Source organism: Mycobacterium simiae, assembly GCF_010727605.1.
Lineage (GTDB): Bacteria > Actinomycetota > Actinomycetes > Mycobacteriales > Mycobacteriaceae > Mycobacterium > Mycobacterium simiae.
Window position 1 is genome coordinate 3,499,773 of the sequence record NZ_AP022568.1, and the last position, 19,019, is coordinate 3,518,791.

The window sequence follows — 19,019 nt, forward strand, 5'->3', positions numbered from 1 at the left end:
CAACGCTTGTTGGCATAACGCCATACTGAAGCTCCGGGGAACGAATGTCAACACATGTTGGCCTACAATTGTTGACATGAGACGAAGCTCAGCGCGGACCAAGGCGGCAATCCTGGCGGCGGCCCGGGAGCGATTCGGGTCGGCCGGCTTCCAGGGGGCCACCATCCGCGGCATCGCCGCCGACGCCGGGGTCGACCCGGCGATGGTGATGCGCTACTACGGCAGCAAAGACAAACTGTTCGCGGCCGCGGCGGAGTTCGACCTGGGCGTTCCCGACGTCACCGCACTCGACCCGACTCAGCTCGGACTATCGCTGGTCCGGCACTTTCTTCAACGCTGGCAGGACGATGCGTTGGTCATCCTGCTGCGCTCGAGTGCCACCAACAGCGACGCCGCGCAACGTATGCAGGAAATCTTTCAGGCGCAAATCCAACCACTGGCCGCGTCGCTGGTGCCCGAAGCGCAGGCCGCCACCCGGGCCGGGCTGGTCGCGACCCAAATCCTCGGTATGGCCCTGTGCCGGTTCGTGTTACGGCTCCCGCCGGTCGTCGAGCTGAGCGACGACGAGGTCGTGGAGTGGCTCGGCCCGACGATCCAGCGTTACCTCGGGGCGCCGGAGGACGACGATGCGGCGGGCAACCCGATGTTGCGATAGCGCCGCAATCGCGCGGCCATCCGCTCCTCGCCGGGGATATCGCGCAGCGCCTTGACCTCCGTGGCGATCGCGCGCGACAGCCGCTGCGAGAACTCGATCGGTTCCTCGGCCGCGTCGGGATGCTCGGGCACGATGGCATCGATGATTCCCGAGCGCAGCAAATCGGCGGATCGAATACCTTGGGCCGCAGCGAGTTCGGGAGCATGTGCCGTGTCGCGGAAGACGATCGCGCTCGCGCCCTCCGGCGGCAGCGGAGCCAGCCAACCGTTCAGAGCGGCCAGCACGCGGTCGGCGGGCACCATCGCCAACGCCGGCCCGCCGCTGCCCTGGCCGAGCAGCACGGACACCGTCGGCGTGTTCAACGTCACCAATTCGGCGACGCATCGGGCGATCTGACCGGCCAGCCCGCCCTGCTCGGCTTCGGCGGACAGTGCCGGGCCGGCGGTGTCGATCACCAGCACCAGCGGCAGCCGCAGCTCGGCGGCCAGCGCCATGCCGCGGCGGGCCTCCCGCAACGATGCGGGCCCGACGAGCCCACCGGTGACACGCTGCTGACCGAGGACCACCGCCGGTTGACCGGCGAACCTGGCCAGCGCCAACAGCGTAGTGGCCGCCTCCCCGCTGCCGGTGCCCGACAACAACACCCGGTCGGTGGCGCCGTGCCGTAGCAAATGCCCGACGCCCGGACGGTCCGGACGCCGCGACGCGATCACCGAATCCCACGCCGGCACATCGGGAATCGACTCGCCGTGCTGGGGTGCGAGGAGCGTCTCCGGGGCATCGGCGATGACCTTCAGCGCACGGTCCGTCGTGTGGCGCAGTTCGTCAATGGACACCACGCCATCGATCACGCCGTGGCGGTGCAAATTCTCCGCGGTCTGTATGCCCTTGGGAAAGGGCTCACCGTAGAGCTGCTGGTACACCCGCGGTCCCAGGAAGCCAATCAGCGCGCCGGGCTCCGCCACGGTCACGTGCCCCAGCGACCCCCAGGACGCGAAAACCCCACCGGTGGTGGGGTTTCTCAGGTAGACGAGATACGGCAGGTGTGCTTGCTTGTGCAGGGTGACTGCCGCGGCGATTTTCACCATCTGCAGGAACGCGACGGTGCCCTCCTGCATCCGAGTACCGCCGGAACTCGGCGAGGCTAGCAACGGAAGACGTTCGGCAGTGGCCCGCTGGACCGCGTTGGTGATCCGCTCGGCCGCAGCGACGCCGATCGACCCGCCGAGAAATCCGAACTCACACACCACCAGTGCCACTCGACGCCCGAATATGCGCCCCTCGCCGGTCAATACGGCTTCGTCGAGGCCGGTGGCGGCTCGGGCGCCGGCGAGCTCCTGTGCATAGGCCTCGCTGATTGGTATTTCGAGCGGTGCACTGTCCCAGCTCACGAAGGAGCCGTCGTCCAGCACCGCATCACGTAGTTGTTTGGTCTTGATGCGACTCACGCCATGAGGCTATATAGGGTGGCGCTATGATCGGTATCACCCAGGCAGAAGCCGTTATGACCATCGAGTTGCAGCGCCCGGAGCGTCGCAACGCCCTCAATTCGCAACTGGTCGACGAACTGCGTGAGGCCGTGCTGAAGGCCAGTGAGGGGTCCACCCGAGCGGTCGTTCTCACCGGCCAGGGCACGGTGTTCTGTGCGGGCGCGGACCTGTCCGGCGATGCCTTCGCCGCGGACTACCCGGACCGACTGATCGAGCTGCACAAGGCTCTCGACGCGGCTCCTATCCCGATAATCGGCGCCATCAACGGCCCCGCCATCGGCGCGGGCCTGCAGCTCGCCATGCAGTGCGATCTCCGTGTCGTCGCGCCGGACGCATTTTTTCAGTTCCCAACGTCGAAATACGGTCTTGCCCTTGATAACTGGAGCATCCGGCGGCTGTCATCGCTGGTCGGGCATGGCCGGGCCCGGGCGATGTTGCTGGCCGCCGAGAAGTTGACCGCCGAAACGGCACTGCAGACGGGAATGGCTAACCGGATCGGAACACTGGAAGACGCCCAAGCGTGGGGCACCGAGATCGCTGGGTTGGCGCCGCTGGCTATCCAGCACGCCAAACGGGTACTCAACGACGACGGCGCGATCGAGGAGGCCTGGCCGGTGCACAAGGAACTGTTCGACAAGGCCTGGGCCAGTCAGGACGTGATCGAAGCGCAGGTTGCCCGGGTTGAGAAGCGACCACCGAGGTTTCAGGGGGCCTGACCGCGATGGCGCCCGCAGCTCTGCGCTTGGCCGCCGGCACGCTCACGCTTGCCGCGGGCGGGTGGGCGCTGCGTGCGCTGCGCGGAGCGCCGGGCGCCCTGGGGGCCGATCCATCGTCGATTCGGGCGGTCACCCGGCATTCGCCCCATTGCCGCGACGGGGTGTTCGTCAACCTGGAGGCCCCGTCGAAGGACAACGTGAACCGCGAGCAACTTGCGCTGATCGCGTGGGAGTTCCTCGGCGCGCGGGGTCGCAGTCGGCCGTCCGGCTTGATCCCGTTGGCGGCGCCGGGCACCTTCGACCCCGACCCCAGCCGTCTGGCGGTCAGCTGGCTCGGCCACTCTACGGCGTTGCTGGAGATCGACGGTTACCGCATTCTCACCGATCCGGTGTGGAGTCATCGGTGCTCGCCGTCGCACCTGGTCGGCCCCGAGCGGCTGCACCCGCCGCCGGTGGCACTCGAGGCGTTGCCCGCGGTCGACGCCGTGGTGATCAGCCATGACCACTACGACCATCTGGACATGGACACGGTCTTGGCGCTGGCCCGCACCCAGCGGGCCCCGTTTTTCGTGCCGCTCGGCGTAGGCGCCCACTTGCGCGCGTGGGGCGTCCCCGGGCGTCGTATCGTCGAGCTCGACTGGCACGGAAGCGGCGATATCGACGAACTGTCGCTGATTTGTCTTCCCGCGCGGCACTTTTCGGGTCGATTCACCGACCGCAACACCACCCTGTGGGCCTCCTGGGCAATCATGGGTCCCACCCGTCGCGTCTACTTCGGCGGGGACACCGGGTACACGAAGAGCTTCGAGCAGATCGGCGTTGACCATGGACCGTTCGACGTGACCCTGTTGCCGATCGGCGCCTACAACCCCGCGTGGCCGGACATCCACATGAATCCTGAGGAAGCGGTGCGGGCCCACCGGGATCTCACCGCCGCCCGATCCGGGCTGATGATGCCCATCCATTGGGGCACCTTCCGGCTGGCGCCGCATCCGTGGGCCGAGCCGGTCGAACGGCTGCTCGCGGCCGCGCAAAGCGCCGATGTCAGGGTCGCTGTCCCCGCCCCCGGGCAGCGCATCGATGTCGCCGGGTCAGCGCGGCTGGACCCGTGGTGGCGGATGTAACCGCCGCGGACCGGATTGTTCTAATGCGCAGCGTAATTCGGTGTAAGCACGGACGAGATCGTCGAGCGCAAAGGCTCTGTTGAGGCCGCTCGGGTTTGGCAGCACCCAGGCATTGGTGCCGGCAAACCCGGGGGCGTAGCGGCCCCAGCCGATTCCCGGGTCTCCGGTCATTGCGGTCACGGCACGTTTGCCGAGGAACGCGATCGCCCGTGGCGAATAGCGTCGCATCTTCGCTTCGAATTCGGGCCGCGCGCGCCTAAATTCCGCCGCGGACACATCGCTTGCCCGCCTGGTCGGCCGGTCGACGACCGCCGTGATGCCGCACCCGTAGTCGAGCAGGCGGCGTTCATCTGCCGGTAGCAATCGGGTGTCGGTGAAACCGGCCAGTTGCAGGACCGACCAGAATCGGTTGCTGCGGTTGGAGAAGTTGTGGCCGTCGACGGCAGCCGTCGACGCCGGGTTGATGCCGCAGAAGACCACATCGAGACCTCGGGCGAGGACATCCGGGCGGTATCCGACCAAATCGATGCTCCTGGCTGCGGTGAGGTGGCGCGCCACCAGAGCGCGTCCATCGTAGGTGCGGCGCGCTAGAGTCTGCGAACATGACGAAACGCGCTGCGTTTGCCGTCGTCATGGCGATGGTATCGGCGCTGGTGGGATGCGGGGCCGGACGGCCCGTGTCGAGTCCGCCGTCCGCACTGTCCCAGGCGCCCCCCAACGAGGTGTCCGGTCTGGACATACCGCCCGGGCGTATTGACGATGCCATCGCCAAGGTTGATGGCTTGGTCGGTGACCTGATGCGCAGCACCGGCGTCCCCGGAATGTCGGTCGCCGTTGTCCGGGGTGGTAAAGCGGTGTACGCAAAGGGTTTCGGCGTCAAGGACGCCAGCAAGGGCAACGGCAAGGATAACCGGGTCGACGCCGACACAGTGTTCCAGCTGGCGTCGGTGTCGAAGTCGGTGGGCGCGACGGTGGTTGCGCATGCAGTGACCGGCAACCTCATCTCGTGGGACACCCCCGTCGCGGCCGAACTGCCGTGGTTCGGGCTGTCCGATCCCTACGTCACCAGCCATGTGACCGTTGCCGATCTGTATTCGCATCGCTCCGGGCTGCCCGACCATGCCGGTGACAAGTTGGAGGATCTGGGCTACGACCGGCGGCACGTGCTGGAGCGATTGAAGTTCTTGCCGCTGGCGGCTTTTCGAAGCAGCTACGCCTACACCAATTTCGGCTTGACCGCCGCCGCCGAAGCGGTGGCCGGTGCCGCGGGTAAGTCCTGGGAAGACCTGTCCGAAGAGGTGCTGTACCGCCCGCTGGGGATGGCGTCGACGAGTTCCAAATACGCCGACTATCTGGCCAGGCCCAACCGTGCGGTGCTGCATGTCAAGGCCGGCGACAGATGGGAGCCGCGCTTCCAGCGTGATCCCGACGCGCAGACGCCCGCCGGCGGGGTGAGTTCGTCGATCAACGACATGGCGCGCTGGCTGGCCATGGTGATGGCCGACGGCACGTACCACGGTCAGCGGATCACCGCACCGGAAGCGCTGCTGCCCGCGATCACTCCGCAGGTCGTCTCGATGCCCGCATCGTCGCCAAAAGCCCGCGCCGGCACTTACGGTCACGCCTTCAACGCCACGGTGACCTCGTCGGGGCGCACCCAGTACAGCCACTCCGGTGGCTTCTCGTCGGGCGCGGCGACCAACTTCGTAGCGCTGCCGTCGGAAGACATCGGCATCATCGCGCTGACGAATGGGGCGCCGTACGGTATTCCAGAGGCGCTGACCGCCGAGTTCATGGACCTGGTGCAATACGGCCAACTCCGGGCGGACTGGCCGGCGCTGTACAACCACGCCCTCGGCTGGATAAACAACCCGCAGGGCTCGCTGGTCGGCAAGCAGCCACCCGCCAACCCCACCCCGGCCCGACCGCTCATCGACTACCTCGGCGTTTACGCCAACGACTACTGGGGACCGGCCGTCGTCACCGAGAACAACGGGCACCTCGAGCTCGCGCTGGGACCGAAGAATCGGACGTTCCCCCTCAATCACTGGGATGGCGACACCTTCACCTTCTCGATAACAGACGAAAACGCGCCGCCTGGAACGATTTCCAAGGCCGTGTTTTCCGGGTTCCCCGGGGCCAGCCTGAACCTCGAGTACTACGACACCGACAAGCTGGGAACGTTCACCCGATGACTCGCCCCGCCGCCGCAGGCCTCACCGATGCCGAGGTGGCGCAGCGGGTGTCCGACGGGCAGAGCAACGCGCTTCCGCCGCGCGCCACCCGCAGCATCGGGGATATCGTGCGCGCCAACGTGTTCACCCGGATCAACGCGATCCTGGGTGTACTGCTGATGATCGTGGTGGCGACGGGTTCGCTCATCAACGGCTTGTTCGGGCTGCTCATCGTCGCGAACAGCGTCATCGGCATGGTCCAGGAGATACGCGCCAAGCAGACGCTGGACGCGCTGGCCATCGTTGGCCAGGCAAAACCGTTGGTGCGCAGACAATCCGGTACGCGCACACTGTCGCCCGCCGAGGTGGTACTCGACGACATCATCGAACTGGGCCCGGGAGACCAGATCGTGGTTGACGGACAGGTGGTCGAGGGGGACAACCTGGAAGTCGACGAATCGCTGCTGACCGGGGAGGCCGACCCGATCGGCAAGCATCCCGGCGATGCGGTGATGTCGGGAAGTTTCGTCGTCGCCGGCGCCGGCGCCTACCGCGCCACCAGGGTGGGCGCGGCGGCCTATGCGGCCAAGCTCGCAGCGGAGGCCAGCAAGTTCACTCTGGTGAAATCCGAACTGCGCAACGGTATCAACCGAATCCTGCAGTTCATCACCTACCTCCTGGTGCCGGCCGGCTTGCTGACGATCTACACGCAGTTGTTCACCACCCACGCGGACTGGCGCCAGGCGGTGTTGCGCACGGTGGGCGCGCTGGTGCCGATGGTGCCCGAGGGGCTGGTGCTGATGACATCGATCGCGTTCGCGGTCGGGGTCGTCAGACTTGGCCAACGTCGTTGTTTGGTACAGGAACTGCCGGCCATCGAGGGATTGGCCCGCGTCGACACGGTGTGTGCCGACAAGACCGGCACCCTGACCGAAAGCGGTATGCGGGTCGCCGAGGTCGTCGAACTCGCCGGTGATCGTCCGGCCGCGGTGGCCGATGCGCTGGCCGCAGTGGCCGCGGCCGACGCACACCGTAACGCGAGCATGCAAGCGATCGCCGACGCCTTCAGCCGGCCGCCCAGCTGGACCGTGACGGCGCGGGCGCCGTTCAAGTCGGCCACCAAGTGGAGCGGGGTGTCCTTCGGCGAGCACGGCAACTGGGTGATCGGTGCACCCGATGTGCTGCTCGACCCGGCGACATCGGCGGCCGCGCAGGCCGAACAGATCGGGGCCCGTGGATTGCGGGTGCTGCTGCTCGGTGCCGCCGACGTCGCAGTGGGGGACCCGGCCGCGCCCGGGCGGGTGACCCCGGCCGCGCTGGTGGTGTTGGAGCAAAAGGTTCGGGCAGACGCCCGCGCCACACTGGAGTTCTTTGCAGCCCAGCATGTTTCGGTAAAGGTGGTCTCCGGAGACAACGCGGTGTCGGTCGGTGCCGTCGCGGCCGAACTCGGCCTGCACGGGGAGGCGCTGGACGCGCGCAAACTGCCCGCGGACCCCGACGGCTTGGCCGACACGCTGGACACCTACACCACCTTCGGGCGGGTGCGCCCGGATCAGAAGCGCGCCATTGTGCATGCCCTGCAAGCGCATGGGCACACCGTGGCGATGACCGGCGACGGCGTCAACGACGTGCTGGCACTCAAGGATGCCGACATCGGCGTGGCGATGGGCTCCGGTAGCCCGGCTTCGCGAGCAGTAGCCCAGATAGTGTTGTTGGACAATAAGTTTGCCACGCTTCCCTACGTGGTGGCCGAGGGTCGGCGGGTGATCGGCAACATCGAGCGCGTTGCCAATCTGTTCTTGACCAAGACGGTGTACTCGGTGTTGTTGGCGCTGTTGGTCGGTCTTGAATGCTTGTTGTCCACACCGCTGCGGGCCGACCCGCTGCTCTACCCGTTCCAGCCAATCCACGTCACCATCGCCGCGTGGTTCACCATCGGAATTCCGTCGTTCATCCTGTCGCTGGCGCCCAACAACGAGCGTGCCCACCCCCACTTCGTCCGGCGCGTGCTGAGCTCGGCGGTGCCGTCCGGATTGATAGTCGGCACCGCAACTTTCGTCTCCTATCTGGTGGCCTACCAGGGCCGGCACGTGAGCTTCGCCGAACAGGACCAAGCGTCGACGGCAGCACTGATCACGCTGCTGGTGACCGGGCTATGGGTGCTGGCCGTGGTCGCGCGTCCCTACCAATGGTGGCGGGTGGCGCTGGTGGCCGGCAGCGGGTTGGCCTACATTGCGATTTTCAGCATCCCGCTGGCACAACAGAAGTTTCTGCTGGACCCGTCGAATCCGGGGGTGACTGCCACCGCATTGGGGATTGGGGCTGTGGGCGCCGCGGCCATCGAGGCGACCTGGTGGATCCGGGCCAGGATTTTGCGAATCCAGCCGCAACTGTGGCAGCCGGCGGCAGACCGGGGTGATTAGGGCCACACCGACCTCGCCAAGTAGGGTTCTGCCAGCAAGAAGGATCGCCGGCGGCCCCGGCTGATCCGCGGGGAAGGGATAACAAATGGGATTCCTGGACAAGGCGAAAGACCTGTTGGCGCAGCATGCCGACGAGGTCGAGACAGCGATCGACAAGGCCGGCGAGTTCGTCGACGACAAGACGCAGGGCAAATATTCCGACACCATCCACAAGGTGCAGGAGGAGGCCAAGAAGGCGGCCGACTCCGCCAAGGGCGACCAGCACAACTAGGCACATGGCGAAACTCTCCGGATCCATCGACGTCCCCCTGTCACCAGAGGAGGCGTGGAAGCACGCCTCCGACCTGTCCCGCTACAAGGATTGGCTGAGCATTCACCGGGTCTGGCGCAGCAAGCTGCCCGACGACCTGCAAAAAGGCACGGTGATCGAATCGATCGTCGAGGTCAAAGGCATGCTCAACCGGATCAAGTGGACGATTGTGCACTACAAGCCGCCGGAGGCGATGACCCTCAACGGCGACGGTGTCGGTGGTGTCAGGGTCAAGCTGCTGGCGAAGGTCAAGCCAAAAGGCGACGGCTCGGTGGTCAGCTTCGACGTGCATCTCGGCGGCCCGGCGCTGTTCGGGCCTATCGGCATGATCGTCGCCGCCGCGCTGCGCAGTGACATCGACGAGTCGCTGGAAAGATTCGTCACCGTGTTCACCGGCGCCGACCCCGGCATGAACGGAGCGCGCGGCCTCGGCCACTGACCCAGCGCCGGGCTTGCGCCCACCCGGGTCTGCGTGGCGCACGATGGCCGGTCTGACGGCCTATTAAGGTCGCACCATGACCCGCCGCCTGCGCCCCGGATGGTTGGTGGCGCTGTTTGCCTTGGTGGTCGCCGCCAGCGTTTGGCTGCCCTGGCTCACCACCTCGGCCGGTGGCGGCGGCTGGGCCAGCGCAATCGGGGGTAGACACGGCAGCCTCCAACTGCCCACGGGCTTCGGGGCGGGCCAGCTCATCACCTTGCTGGCCTCGATGTTGCTGGTGTCCGGTGCGATGCTGGGCCGCGGCTTGTCGGTTCGGCTTGCTTCGGTTGCGGCGCTGGTCATTTCGCTGCTGATCGCGGCTCTGGTGGCGTGGTACTACAAGCTCAACGTCCACTCGCCAGTGTCGGCGGAATATGGTCTCTATGTCGGCGGGGTCGCGGCGGTCTGTGCGGTGGTGGCTTCGGTGGCGTCGCTGATCGTGGCCCTTGTGTCCAGTCGTGCCGGCCGGTGAGGCTCAGCCGCCCGGAAATTCATGTTTGCCGGACACCGCGCTGTCACTCGGCTCGTTGACCCCGAACACGAAAGGCGCGAACACCACCTCCCGGCCGTCGGGGTCGCGGAAAGTGACGGCACCCGTCGCCGCCCAGTACGGGTGTTGCTGCGCTTGCGGTGCTCCTGCGGCCTGCAGGCGCGCGATCGCGGCCTGCTGAGCCTGCCGATTCGGGAAGTACAGGCACAACTGCTCGTGGGCGTCGACCGCGACCCCGTCGTCGAGGGCCTCCACGATCTCCATCGTCAGGTTCCAGCTGGGCAAACCGAAGATCGCGCCGTTGCTGCCGTAGCTGCCCTCGAACGTCTCGAATAGCGGCAACCCGACCAGTTCACGGTAAAACCGCACTGTCTCTTCGAAATTCGCCGATCGGCGGGCAAAGCGAATCGCACCGATCGGCGCCAAGTGTATGGGCCAATGCGTACTCCGTCGGGATTCGGGGGAGTTCATCGCCATGTAATGGTGACGTAGCGGTCGAACACGGGGTTCACAGCGCTATCGCGGCGGCCGCCGAGTCGCTGGTGCGCCAGCGCCGCAACTTTTCACCCGGTGCCCACGTCGAATGGGTACCGCTGGAAATGCGTTCGGGCAGTTGGAGTTTGCACACCGGCCCGTCGGCGATCCCGGCGGCGTCGAATACCACGCAATAGGAGGCGTCGGTGTTCATGTCGGTGGTCAGGGTGACCAGATAGCCGTCGTCCTCGCCGGCCGCGCCCACCCGCGGTGCCATTGCGGTCTCACTGCCGTACACGCCGTCGCCGAACGAGAAGCCCTCCTGGCCGCCGGTGCGCACATCGTGTTTGACCAGTCCGTCGAACAAGAACCAGCCCGGCTTGCCGGTCGCGGCGTAGGTGTAGCGATAGCTGCCGCCCGCGTAGTCGGAGTTGATGGTGCCGAATTCGGTGATCGAGTCCGACAGCTGTTCCTCTTTGACCGCGCCGGTGACCAGATTGAAGCGCCACCGGTGCAGCCGTGCCTGCAGCCGATCCAGTGCGAGGAAGCGAAACAGCTTCTCCCACTTCGTTCCTCCAGTGTCCAGCGGCTGTGGATCGCTCTCGAAGAAACCGTCCAACACGATCTCGTCGCCGTCCTCATAGGCGTTGGTGAAGTGCAGTACGAAGGTGGGGTCAGCCTCGAACCAGCGGATGTCGGTGGACGAGCCCCGACGCGGGACCACCGCGAAGCGCGACGGGAGGTCGGGATAGAAGCGGGGCAGGTGTACGTCGCGCTCCAGCAGGCGCGGGTCCCAGAACAATGGGAAATCATTGAGGATGGCATAGTTTTTGGTGAATGCCATGTCGTGCGGGAGACGTGGGCCGGGTAGCGGGATGTCGACGTAGTGGGCCAGCTCGTTGTTTTCGTCGACGACGCCGTAGCGCATGTACGGGTCTTGCTTGCTGTAGTTGAAGAACAGCAGCTCTCCGGTTTCGTTGTCGACCTTCGGATGCGCGGACACACCCCAGTTGGTGGGGAAGCGTCCATTCCAGCTTTCCTTGCCCAAGTTGTCCGCCGAATACGGGTCTACCCGGTACAGGTCGCCGCATTGGTAGAAACTGGTCAGGGCGGTGCCGCGGTGCACGACGACGTCGGTGCTCGACGCGTCCTTCATCCGGGTGCGCGCACCCCAGCCGTGCTCGCGCACCGCTAACTGCACGGGTTCGGCCAGCCCAGGCCACAGCGGCCGGCCGGCGTCGTTCTCGGCGAGAAAACCGTCAGTGCGAATAAAGCGGTTGCGGTAGAAGGCTTTTCCGTCGCGGAAGCCGACTATGTGGATCATGCCGTCGCCGTCGAACGGATGATAGGTCTGCAACGCCGGGTGCAGCGGGTTCTCGGTGTTGCGAAGGTAGACGCCATCCAGGTCGACGGGAATCTCACCCTCTACTGCGACCAAGTTGTCAGCATCCCACTCCGTGGTCTGCGGCCGCCATGGGCCGGTGCGGTACGGGTGGTCGTCGTCTTCGGGCAGCGTCGACAGGAACTTGCCCACGGCAGCCACGTCGCTGCGGATAGCCATGCGTCACCTACCTTGCGTGCTCGCGACGACGAAACTGATCGTCGTTGCGGTACTGCCGCCGAAATTCAATGTGCCGAACGTCTTTGCATCGTCGACCTGATACTCGCCGGCGCCGCCGCTGACCTGTTTTGCCGCATCGAGCAGCATCCGCACGCCGGTGGCCCCGACGGGATGGCCGCCGCCGATCAGCCCGCCACTCGGGTTGATCGGCAGCCGGCCGCCGATTTCGATCTCCCCGTTTTCGATCGCCTTCCACGACTCGCCCGGGCCGGTCAGGCCGATGTGGTCGATGGCGAGGTACTCGCTGGGCGTGAAGCAGTCGTGGACCTCGAAACCGTCGGTGTCGTCGAGGGTCACCTGGGCGCGACGCATCGCGTCGAGCGCCGCTGACCGCACATGTGGCAACAGGTAGGGGTCTCGGTCGTCGGACTTGGCGCGGTCCAGCTTCTGTTGCAGCCCGAGCCCGACGGTGCGATGTCCCCAGCCCGCGATGCGGGCGATCGGGCGCGCGGCGGGGTGGTCCTGTAGGTAGCCGTCGTTGACGAACACCAAACCCACACCGCCGTCGGTCATTTGGCTGCAGTCAAGGCGCCGCAGCCGGCCTTCGGTGATCGGGTTGGTCACGTCGTCGTCGGTGATCGGGTCGGGGACCGTCCAGCCGCGGGTTTGGGCGTTGGGGTTGCGTCGGGCGTTAGCGAAGTTCAGTTGTGCAATCGCACGCAGGTGGGTGTCGTCCAAGCCGTAGCGGCGGTCGTACTCGTCGGCGACTTGGGAGAACATCGACGGCCAAGGGTAGCGGGCGCCGGCGCCTTCGTGTCCGGTCCACGCCGCGGCACCCAGATGCTGCGCGGCGGTGTCGCCGGGCACCGTCTTTTCCAGCTCGATGCCCAGCACCAGCGCGGCGTCGTACGCCCCTGACCGCAGATCGGCCATCGCCGCGAGGGCCGCGACGCTGCCGGACGCGCACGCGGCTTCGTGCCGTGCCGCCGGGGTGTCCCACAGTCCGTCACACACCGTAGCCGGCATCGCCCCGAGGTGACCCTGGCCGGCAAAGGGCTCGCCGAAAGCATTCGCGACGTGGACGACGCCGATGTCGGCGGCGTCCAGCTTGGCGGCGGCGACGGTGCCGTCCACTACCTCCGCGGTCAGCGCGGCAAAATCGCGTCCCTCTCTGGCGAGGTTGCGCGCAAAATCACTTTGGTAGCCGCCGAGAATCCACACCGATGCTGGGCTGTCCATACCAGCGCACGCTACTCCTGCGGCGACCCGAAAATAGCGGACCCGTCGGCTCTCGGGCTGAACCGACGGGACCTAGATGGACGCCCCGGCCGGCCGAGCACGTCCACCCTGTTGGGGCATTACCATCCGTGCGGGCAGGCAAACGTGGCGACACCACATTGATGCCGAGGCTATTTCGTCGCCCCGTCGACGCGACCGGCGTTTTTGCCTGTTCAGCGCGGCATCCGGCTAGACGGCGCCTTCGACCACCAGCGGCTGGGCGCCGTGGGCGCCGACGCGGTCCAGGTCGGCCAGATCGACGCCCTTCGTCTCGCGGGCGGCCAGTGCCGCCACGGCACTCACCGCGGCGGCCGCCGCCAGATACCAGGCGATCGGCACCGAGGACTGGTAAATCTCGAGCAGGCGGACCGCGATGATCGGTGCCAGCGATCCGGCCACGATCGACGTGACCTGGTAGCCCAGCGAAATTCCGGAATAGCGCATTCGAGTCGGGAACATCTCGGCCATGATCGCCGGCTGGACCGCGTACATGAGCCCGTGGAACACCAAGCCGATGACGACCGCGGACATGATGATCGCATTGTTTCCGCTGTTCATCATCGGGAAGGCGAAGAATCCCCATGTTCCGGCGGCCAGCGAACCGGCGAAATAGACTGGGCGCCTGCCGAATCGGTCGCTGAAGCTACCGAACAGCGGAATGACCGCGAAGTGCACCGCGTTTGCGGCCAGCAACCACCACAAAATGGTTTTGGTGTCCGCGTGTACGTGCACCTTGAGGTAGGTGATCGAGAAGGTGACCACCAGGTAGTACATGATGTTCTCGCCCACCCGTAGTCCCATGGCAGTCAAAATGCCCCGGGGATAACGCTTTATCGCCTGGACCACCCCTACCTGCTCGTCTTTCGTGCGCTCCGCTTCTTGCTGAGCCGCCAAGAAGATCGGCGCGTCGGTGACCTTGGTCCGGATGTAGTAACCGATCACTACCACCACCGCGGACAACCAGAAGGCCACCCGCCAGCCCCAGCCGAGGAACGCCGCGTCCGACAGCGTCGACGTGAGTACTAGCAGCACCGCGGTGGCCAACAGGTTCCCGCCCGGCACACCGGATTGCGGCCAACTCGCCCAGAAGCCGCGGCTGGCGTTGCGGCTGTGCTCGGCCACCAACAGCACGGCGCCGCCCCATTCACCGCCGACGGCGAAACCCTGAATGAACCGCAACACCACCAACAGCGTCGGCGCCCAGTATCCGATCTGAGCGAAGGTCGGCAGACAGCCCATCAGGAACGTCGCGACGCCCACCAAGACCAGGCTCAGCTGCAGCAGCTTCTTGCGCCCGTATCGATCTCCGAGTTGGCCGAACACGATGCCGCCCAGCGGGCGCGCTGCGAAGCCCACCGCGTAGGTCACGAACGCAGCGAAGATGGCGTCGAGGTCGGTGCCGCCCTTGGCGAAGAAGACCTTCCCGAACACCAGCGTGGCGGCGGTGCCATAGAGGAAAAATTCGTACCACTCGACGATGGTGCCTGCCATGGATGCGGCGACGACTCGGCGAAGATAGGCACGTCCGGATCGGTTCGGCCGCAGGGTGTTATCGATGCTCACCGGTCGTCCTCCTTGGCGGACCGTCCACCCGGGGCGCCCGGACCGTGCTGACCCAGGAGCGATTGGGGGTGCGGCGGATCACAGCCTAAGCGGCAAACTGCCCGGGGGGCGGCAGCGCGCAAAGGGTGACTACGGTGCTTGTCTTTGCGGTGTCGCCCTGCCGTCGGGCCGCTGACTGGGTGCGACAGACCGGGGCTCGACGAAGGGCCTAGCAAATCTGACGTGGCAGCGTCGGAAGCCTCGGTTTCGACACGGTCACGGATGCATACCTATTAGCTGATGAGTGGTCCCACAAGTCCCGTTGATCACTATCGTCACATGAGCCAACGCGAACGTCAATGTGGCGTTTCGCTACTGGAAGGGTATGACTTTGTCGGGGATTCTTCGGACCATGTCGCTAGCGGTGGTGCCGGTGGCCGCTATTGCCTACATCGTCGCGGCAGGACCCGCGCCGTCAGCAAATGCCACGCCGTGCGGTGCGGCGGAGGCCAATGTCGACCCTCCCGCTGCGCCGCCGGCCATGCCTGCCCCGCAGCCGGTCGTCCAACCACCGACCGGGCGAAGGCCGTCCCACGCGAATGACCAAGCGCCGCTGCCCAAATTGGGGCCGCTGATCTCCTCGTTGCTCAAACCCAGCACCGGCGCGCAGCGGTACTCCGCGCCGATGGTTCCGCAGGCCGGCGTCGTGCCGCCGCCCGCACCGAATCCGCCCACGCCCGGCCTGCCGCAATCGCCGAATGCCACGCCGTTGCGGCCGAACGCCGCCCCGCCGGGGGCCCAGCCTGCACCGCAACCGGCGCCCGACGCCGCGCCGCCACCACCGGCGCAAATTGCGGGCTCACCGACGTCGCTGGTCGACTGGGTTACCGGGCCGAACGGTCCGAACAAGACGCTACAGCGCTTCGGTATTTCCGGGACTGACCTCGGGATCATCTGGGACAACGGCGATCCCGCCAATCGCCAGGCGTTGATGGCTTTCGGTGACACCTTCGGCTACTGCAAGGTACGCGGCCAGCAATGGCGGTACAACGTGCTGTTCCGCAGCAATGATCATGACCTGTCGCAGGGAATCCACATTGCCGACGGGGTGCCCAACAACAACTATTCCGGCTCACCGGTTTGGACCAACGGCCTTTCCAAGCAGGTCGTCAACACGATTCACAAGGCGACCCACGAGACGGGAATCATTCCTACGTCGGCCATTGCCATCGGGCGAACGCAGTACATGAGCTATATGTCGATTCGGCACTGGGGCCGCGACGGCGAATGGTCGACGAACTACTCCGCGATCGCCAGGTCCAACGACAACGGCCAGAACTGGGGGATCTTCCCCGGCTCCATCCGCACCGCCGCGCCCGACACGGTGCCCGGCGTCGGGTTCACCCCGGGCAACGAGAACTTCCAGATGGGCGCGTTCATGAAGGGGCAGGACGGCTATCTGTACAACTTCGGAACGCCGTCGGGTCGTGGTGGCGCGGTGTTCCTGTCGCGTGTTCCGCCGAATCAGCTGCCGGACCTCACCAAATACCAATACTGGAACGGCGACAACGGCGGACGCTGGGTGCCGGCGAATCCGGGCGCGGCAACCCCGCTGTGGCCGGGACCGGTGGGCGAGATGTCGGCTCAATACAACAACTACCTCAAGCAGTATCTGGTGCTCTACACCAACGGAGGCAGCAACGACGTCGTGGCCCGGACCGCGCCGACGCCCTCGGGACCGTGGAGTGACGAGCAACCGCTGGTCTCGTCGTTCCAGATGCCCGGCGGTATCTACGCGCCGATGATCCATCCGTGGTCGTCGGGTCGGGACCTGTACTTCAACCTGTCGCTGTGGTCGGCATACGACGTGATGTTGATGCATACGGTGTTGCCGTAGTAGCCACCTCGAGCACCAGGCTTCACCTCAGGTGTCGGCCCGCCAGGCCCTGCGGATCGCGCCCCACAACGGCCCGTCCTTGTCGGCCTTTCTGGACAGTTCCAGGGCGTCGTCGCTGACGAACAACATCTCGTCGCCGGCTTGCAGCACATCACCGGGTTGCGGAACTATCACCTCGTCGCCTCGAAGCACGGTGACCAGGACGGTGTTTTCTGGCAGCTCCAATTCGCGCATTTGCTGACCGACCAGCGGATTACCTTCGGGCAGCGTCAGTTTCGTCAGGGCCGCGCGCCCTTCGTGCAGTGCCATCAATCGCACCAGGTGTCCGACGTCGATGGCGCCCTCGATTCCGGCGACCATCGCGTCCGGCGTCGATACCGCGACGTCGATGCCCCAGGTCTGAGTGAACAGCCACGCGTTGCGGACGTCGTTGATGCGCGCCACTACCCGGGGCACCCCGAATTCGACTTTGGCCAGCAGTCCGACCACCAGATTGGATTTGTCGTCCCCGGTCGCGGCGATCACCACATCACATGTCTGCAGGCCCGCCTCCTGCAACGCGCTCAACTCGCAGGCGTCGGCATTCAACCAGTCCGCGCCGGGAACGGTGTTCGGTTCGAAGTTGCTTCGCTCGCGTTCAATCAACAAAATCTTGTGGCCGTTGTCCAACAATTCGCCCGCGACCGAACGGCCGATCTTGCCCGCACCGGCAATCCCGATTCGCATTTTTCGCTTAGCCACCCAGTCATTTTGTCTCATCGACGGGGTAGCGCCCGCGTCCTTCCCCGGCCGGGGTGAGCGAACGTCGAGGCGGTACTGATTTACTGGCAGCACGCCAATCGCGGCCCCTTGTCGTAGCTGAGTGCTGATCCGGCGACCGCTGCCGGGACGTGTCCGAACGGGAATGTAATGAGCTTGCAGCAGCTGTATCTGGCGTTGCTGATCGGTGGCCTGGTCCTGCTGGCCAGCATCGTCGGCACTCGCGTGGCAAGCCGGGTCGGGTTTCCCAGTCTGCTTTTCTTCCTGCTTGTCGGAGTGGTACTCGGCGAGGATGCGCTAGGTCTTCAGTTCGATGACGTGGAACTGGCCCGTAACGTCGGCACCGCGGCGCTGGCCCTGATCCTGATCGAAGGCGGTTTGACGACCCGCTTCAGTGACATTCGCAAGGTCCTGGCACCCGCGGTCGCGTTGGCCACGGTCGGCGTCGTCATCAGCACGATGGTTACGGGCTGTTTGGCCTACCTGCTGCTCGGCGTCGACTGGCAGCTCGCCTTGTTGCTGGGAGCCATCGTGTCCTCGACCGACGCCGCGGCGGTCTTCTCCGTCCTGCGGGTGCTCCCGCTTCCCCGTCGGGTCGCCGGACTGCTGGAGGCCGAGTCCGGGTTCAACGACGCCCCCGGTGTGATTCTGGTGCTGCTGTTCAGTGTGGTGCCCTTCGTGTTCGAACCGCAGGGTGCAGTGGTCGACCTGGTCAAGGAGCTGTTCGGCGGTGCGGCGGCTGGGGTGGCCGTGGGGTACCTGGGCGCTTTCGCGCTGCGGCGCATCGCGCTGCCGGCATCCGGGTTGTACCCGATCGCGACGTTCGGCTTGGGACTCGTTGCCTTCGCTGCCGCCGGCGAGGCCCACACGAGCGGATTCATCGCCGCATATCTGTCCGCGGTGGTGCTGGCCAACTCGGGGCTCCCACACCGTTCGGCAACCCGGTCGTTCGCCGAAGGGGTCGGCTGGCTGGCGCAGATCGGACTGTTCGTGCTGCTGGGTCTGCTGGTCAACCCCAGTGACCTGACGGACGACGTGGTCCCGGCAATCGTCGTCGGGACGGTCCTACTGCTGGTCGCCCGGCCGCTCTCGGTGATCGGCTCACTCGTGTGGTTCCGCATTCCCTGGCGTGAGCAGATTTTCCTCTCGTGGGCTGGCCTGCGGGGCGCGGTCCCGATCGTGTTGGCGACCTTCCCGGTCGTCGCCGGGGTGGCCGGCAGCTACCGGCTGCTGAATATCGTCTTCTTGCTGGTGGTGGTATTCACCCTGGTGCAGGGTCCGAGCCTGCGCCCGGTGGCGCAGCGGCTGGGACTGATCTCGCGGGAAGCGACCCGGGAAATCCAGGTCGAGGCGGCGCCCCTGGACATGCTGGACGCGGAGCTGTTGACGATGACCGTGCAGGCGCCGTCGCGGCTGCACAATGTCACCATCCTCGAACTCCGGTTGCCTGATCCCGCGGTGATCACGCTGATCATTCGTGATGGCCATACCTTCGTCCCGATTCCCGATACACGCATCGTGACCGGTGACGAATTGCTGATCGTCACCACCAGCAAAACGCGGGCCGCGGCCGAATCCAGGCTCCGCGCGGTGAGCCGGCGTGGCAAACTCGCCTACTGGTTCGACGAGTACGGAGAAGTCGAATAGC

The 19,019-nt window shown here is 66.0% G+C and carries 17 protein-coding genes; 10 read left to right on the plus strand and 7 right to left on the minus strand.

Features of this window, described 5'->3' with window-relative positions; all coding sequences use genetic code 11:
• Positions 1-76 precede the first annotated feature (76 nt).
• On the plus strand, positions 77-655 hold the full coding sequence (locus tag G6N33_RS16470) for a TetR/AcrR family transcriptional regulator (RefSeq protein WP_101528089.1): 579 nt from the start codon (positions 77-79) through the stop codon (positions 653-655).
• On the opposite strand, the gene G6N33_RS16475 is transcribed toward G6N33_RS16470, so the two are convergent.
• Positions 601-2,103 carry an acetyl-coenzyme A carboxylase carboxyl transferase subunits beta/alpha gene (locus G6N33_RS16475; RefSeq protein WP_044508293.1) on the minus strand — a complete coding sequence of 501 codons (1,503 nt, stop codon included), beginning with the start codon at positions 2,101-2,103 and terminating at the stop codon, positions 601-603. The two genes, G6N33_RS16470 and G6N33_RS16475, sit on opposite strands and share 55 nt — an antisense overlap.
• A 26-nt stretch (positions 2,104-2,129) precedes the next feature.
• On the opposite strand from G6N33_RS16475, the gene G6N33_RS16480 reads away from it, so the two are divergent.
• Complete coding sequence (locus G6N33_RS16480) at positions 2,130-2,861, plus strand: enoyl-CoA hydratase (protein ID WP_044508291.1); 732 nt, start codon at positions 2,130-2,132, stop codon at positions 2,859-2,861.
• 5 nt (positions 2,862-2,866) lie between these two features.
• On the plus strand, positions 2,867-3,985 hold the full coding sequence (locus G6N33_RS16485) for an MBL fold metallo-hydrolase (RefSeq protein ID WP_044508289.1): 1,119 nt from the start codon (positions 2,867-2,869) through the stop codon (positions 3,983-3,985).
• On the opposite strand, the gene mug is transcribed toward G6N33_RS16485, so the two are convergent.
• Positions 3,953-4,543 (minus strand): G/U mismatch-specific DNA glycosylase, encoded by a 591-nt coding sequence (gene mug / locus G6N33_RS16490; protein WP_044508288.1) that lies wholly within the window; start codon positions 4,541-4,543, stop codon positions 3,953-3,955. The genes G6N33_RS16485 and mug overlap by 33 nt on opposite strands.
• Positions 4,544-4,587: 44 nt before the next feature.
• Here mug and G6N33_RS16495 point away from each other — a divergent pair, with 44 nt between their 5' ends.
• From G6N33_RS16495 to G6N33_RS16515, 5 genes are all read left to right on the plus strand, one after another.
• A complete protein-coding gene (locus G6N33_RS16495; RefSeq protein WP_044508287.1) occupies positions 4,588-6,180 on the plus strand; it encodes a serine hydrolase in 1,593 nt (530 codons plus the stop codon).
• Positions 6,177-8,582, plus strand: coding sequence for an HAD-IC family P-type ATPase (locus G6N33_RS16500; RefSeq protein WP_044508286.1), 2,406 nt, complete (start codon positions 6,177-6,179; stop codon positions 8,580-8,582). The genes G6N33_RS16495 and G6N33_RS16500 overlap by 4 nt, the downstream gene beginning before the upstream one ends.
• Positions 8,583-8,667: 85 nt before the next feature.
• On the plus strand, positions 8,668-8,853 hold the full coding sequence (locus G6N33_RS16505) for an antitoxin (protein WP_044508284.1): 186 nt from the start codon (positions 8,668-8,670) through the stop codon (positions 8,851-8,853).
• Positions 8,854-8,857: 4 nt separating this feature from the next.
• Positions 8,858-9,331 (plus strand): type II toxin-antitoxin system Rv0910 family toxin, encoded by a 474-nt coding sequence (locus tag G6N33_RS16510; protein ID WP_044508282.1) that lies wholly within the window; start codon positions 8,858-8,860, stop codon positions 9,329-9,331.
• A 76-nt stretch (positions 9,332-9,407) separates the two neighbouring features.
• Positions 9,408-9,842, plus strand: a complete 435-nt coding sequence (locus G6N33_RS16515; RefSeq protein ID WP_044508280.1) for a membrane protein — start codon at positions 9,408-9,410, stop codon at positions 9,840-9,842.
• 3 nt (positions 9,843-9,845) lie between these two features.
• Here the strand turns inward: G6N33_RS16515 and G6N33_RS16520 are convergent, their stop codons facing one another.
• The 4 genes from G6N33_RS16520 to G6N33_RS16535 all read right to left on the minus strand — a co-directional run bounded on the left by G6N33_RS16520 (position 9,846) and on the right by G6N33_RS16535 (position 14,736).
• Complete coding sequence (locus G6N33_RS16520) at positions 9,846-10,331, minus strand: VOC family protein (protein ID WP_408632732.1); 486 nt, start codon at positions 10,329-10,331, stop codon at positions 9,846-9,848.
• A 37-nt stretch (positions 10,332-10,368) separates the two neighbouring features.
• Positions 10,369-11,895, minus strand: a complete 1,527-nt coding sequence (locus tag G6N33_RS16525) for a carotenoid oxygenase family protein (protein WP_044508275.1) — start codon at positions 11,893-11,895, stop codon at positions 10,369-10,371.
• A 3-nt stretch (positions 11,896-11,898) separates the two neighbouring features.
• Positions 11,899-13,134: an acetyl-CoA acetyltransferase gene (locus G6N33_RS16530; protein ID WP_044508274.1), complete on the minus strand. Its 1,236-nt coding sequence runs from the start codon at positions 13,132-13,134 to the stop codon at positions 11,899-11,901.
• 228 nt (positions 13,135-13,362) lie between these two features.
• A complete protein-coding gene (locus tag G6N33_RS16535; protein ID WP_044508272.1) occupies positions 13,363-14,736 on the minus strand; it encodes an MFS transporter in 1,374 nt (457 codons plus the stop codon).
• 391 nt (positions 14,737-15,127) lie between these two features.
• Between G6N33_RS16535 and G6N33_RS16540 the strand changes: the two genes are divergently transcribed.
• The gene (locus G6N33_RS16540; protein ID WP_408632733.1) at positions 15,128-16,612 is read left to right on the plus strand and encodes a DUF4185 domain-containing protein; all 1,485 of its coding nucleotides are present in this window, start codon (positions 15,128-15,130) and stop codon (positions 16,610-16,612) included.
• Between the two features lie 27 nt (positions 16,613-16,639).
• Here G6N33_RS16540 and G6N33_RS16545 read toward each other — a convergent pair whose 3' ends face one another.
• Positions 16,640-17,338 carry a potassium channel family protein gene (locus tag G6N33_RS16545; RefSeq protein WP_044508270.1) on the minus strand — a complete coding sequence of 233 codons (699 nt, stop codon included), beginning with the start codon at positions 17,336-17,338 and terminating at the stop codon, positions 16,640-16,642.
• A gap of 183 nt (positions 17,339-17,521) precedes the next feature.
• On the opposite strand from G6N33_RS16545, the gene G6N33_RS16550 reads away from it, so the two are divergent.
• A complete protein-coding gene (locus tag G6N33_RS16550; protein WP_044508269.1) occupies positions 17,522-19,018 on the plus strand; it encodes a potassium/proton antiporter in 1,497 nt (498 codons plus the stop codon).
• The last annotated feature ends 1 nt before the right edge of the window (position 19,019 follow it).